We start from the raw sequence: 2,539 nt of genomic DNA, 5'->3' as shown, positions 1-2,539 counted from the left end.
TACGCGGCCCTCAACCCAGAGCCGCTCCCCGCATAGAAGCGGCCGAGAACCTGGGACGGTTCAATGTCCCGACTCACCTATGAACGATGTCCTGAACCTACACACCTTCAGCTCCACCAATATGTTCAGGCAATGTGTTTCAGCAATAGCCTCCGGGCTCGTCGATGTGGCCGGTGGCGAGGATTTCGCCGGTGTGCCGGCCGTCGCGGGTCAGCTGACGGCGTGAGGCGATGACCCGTTCTCGGACCGGGCGCGGCCCTCGCCGCCACGCGATTCTATGGCCTGCCCAGCCTCTGACCGATGTCTCGACTCATCCGTCCCGGTGGACCTAGGGAGTCGAGCCCTAGGTCCACCCGAGATGGATAAGACATCGCTCAGGCTCTCACGGCGTCGCGCTACCTTGGGGACTTAGGCCCAGTCCTTGTGCGGCGACGTGCCGCCGATACCGGCGTTGAACGTATTCGTCGGATCGAGCTCCTTGAAGTGCTCTTCCATGGACTCCGGCAGCTTGTAGATGCGACCGTAGTTGTGCTCGGCGGGCAGCTTCGCGCCGCGCTCCTCCAGCAGGTGCTGGATGCGGTCGTGCAGCGCCTCGGGATCCACGCCCTGCTTGGCGACATAGTCCTGGTGCATCACATGGCAGAAGAAGTGCCCGTAATACGCCTTGACCTCAAGCTGGTCGTCGATCTCCTCCGGCAGCACCTCGAGCCAGTTCCAATCGTCGCGACGCAGGGCCACATCGATGGGGATGAGCCCTGCGATGTGCCGGCGCTTCAACGCGGCGTAGCGAGTGGCGGCACTGGCCGCGCCGAACCGGTTGAGCGACGCGCTCTTTTCTTCATCAGACGTGCAGATGAAGAACTCACCAGTGTGCTCGGGCTCTGCGAAGAACTCCTTGAGCATCTTCTCGCTCGCGGCCTTCTGCGACTCGCTGACGGTGAGCAGCAGGTGATGCTCGAAACGGTTGCGGTACTCCATCATGCGCTTGGGCAGCTGGTTGGGCAGCACGCTGAACATGGCTTGCGATACCGTGTCGGCGAAGGTCGGACCAATGCCGGGAATCTTCGAGAACAAGCCGTTGGCCCACGTCTTGAACGAGAACATGCGCGTCTGCAGCGCTGGACTCATGAACTTCAGGAAGACGAAGGTGTCTTTGCCGTACTTCTCGGCCAAGTCGAAGGCACTGCGGCCCATGTACTCACCAGAGATAGGCAGCGGCATGTCGGCTTCGAGGAACAACCGACGGATCTCTTCGAGCTCGTGCGTGTTGTTCGTGCCGATGTAAAACACGGTCGGGTGCACTTCGCGAGGGAAGGTGCGGGTGCGCACCGCGAACACCATCAGCTTGCCGGCCGAGCCGGATGCCTCGAACAGGTACTCGGGGTTCGCATTGTAGCGAGCAGGCGAAGGCACGATCTTGCGCAAGTGCTCGGCGTACTCGGTCTCGTTCGAGTCTTCGGGAGCTGGGGTGACATCCTCGGGAGACCACTCGCCGCGCTGTAGACGGTCGAGTGCGACCTCAGGGTCGTCTCCGAGCGAGATGCCCAGGTGATTGACCAGCTCGACCTTGCCGTCGTCGTTGACGCGGGCGAAGATCGCTTCGCGCGTGAATGCCGGACCCTTGCGAATCTGGCTGCCGCCCGAGTTGTTCGCGATGCCGCCGATGACCGAGGCGCCGATTGATGTCGACCCGATCACCGAGTGCGGCTCGCGCTGGTGCTTGGCGAGCGCGTCGGTCAGGTGTGTCAGCGGGGTGCCCGCGAGCGAGATCGCCTCGCGCGCGTCGTTGATGAGGTGCACCTCATCGATGCGGTGAGTCGAGATGATCACAATGGGGCGATCGTAGTCTTGGAAGCCGGGGCCGGATCCACCAGTCAGGCCCGTGTTCGATGCCTGCGGGATGACGATGAGGTTGTTGTCGACGGATACCTGCAGCGCCCGCCACATCTCGACCAGCGTGCCGGGGCGCACCACGGCGAAGACTGGTCCTCCGCCGAATCGATAGCCTTTGCTGAATGGCATCGTGGCACGCTCAGAGGTCAGTACATGTTCGTCGCCGACGATTCTCTTGAACGCATCGATCGCTTCGTGCGAAGTCGTGGTGGTCTGTCCTGGTTGCGTCATCTCTAAGCTTCCTATATTCAGTTGCATCACAAGCGCGTCATGATGCTGAGGGGATGTCGCCTTGATCCGAGCTAGTCCGCGGTCGTTCATTTTTTGATGGGCGGGGAAACGAGCCAGGGGGACGACGTCTGCGACCGTCTGCCCGGAAGCTCGCTACGGCGTCCAAGGAGTGTGCGTGTGCGTATGCATGTGCATACGCGCATCCTCATTGTAGAAGATGCGCATCAGATAGTTTCGGACCGCGGTACTTTCGGACTCCGGTAGGTTCGGACCGCGATAGTTCGGACCGCGATGTCGGCCACTGCCCTCACCCCATAGATCGACGCAGCAATCAGACTCGCCTAGCGCCGCTTGAACCGTCCCAGGTTTGGTGCCGCATCTTTTCGAGTTGAGAGGATGGCGTCATGCCGAAGAA

At 61.6% G+C, this 2,539-nt stretch carries 2 protein-coding genes; one reads left to right on the top strand and one right to left on the bottom strand.

Annotated elements, in window-relative coordinates:
• Positions 1-79 precede the first annotated feature (79 nt).
• Positions 80-226 carry a hypothetical protein gene (locus FS770_RS13840; RefSeq protein ID WP_006822818.1) on the top strand — a complete coding sequence of 49 codons (147 nt, stop codon included), beginning with the start codon at positions 80-82 and terminating at the stop codon, positions 224-226.
• Positions 227-408: 182 nt separating this feature from the next.
• On the opposite strand, the gene dld is transcribed toward FS770_RS13840, so the two are convergent.
• Entirely contained in the window at positions 409-2,124 is a 1,716-nt protein-coding gene (gene dld / locus FS770_RS13485) for a D-lactate dehydrogenase (RefSeq protein WP_013161533.1), read from the bottom strand.
• Between the last annotated feature and the right edge of the window lie 415 nt (positions 2,125-2,539).

Origin of the sequence: Kocuria salsicia (genome assembly GCF_007681555.1) — a bacterium.
GTDB classification, from domain to species: Bacteria; Actinomycetota; Actinomycetes; order Actinomycetales; family Micrococcaceae; genus Kocuria; species Kocuria salsicia.
Note: the sequence above shows the minus strand (reverse complement) of the source record. Positions and strands in the feature narration are given on the sequence as shown.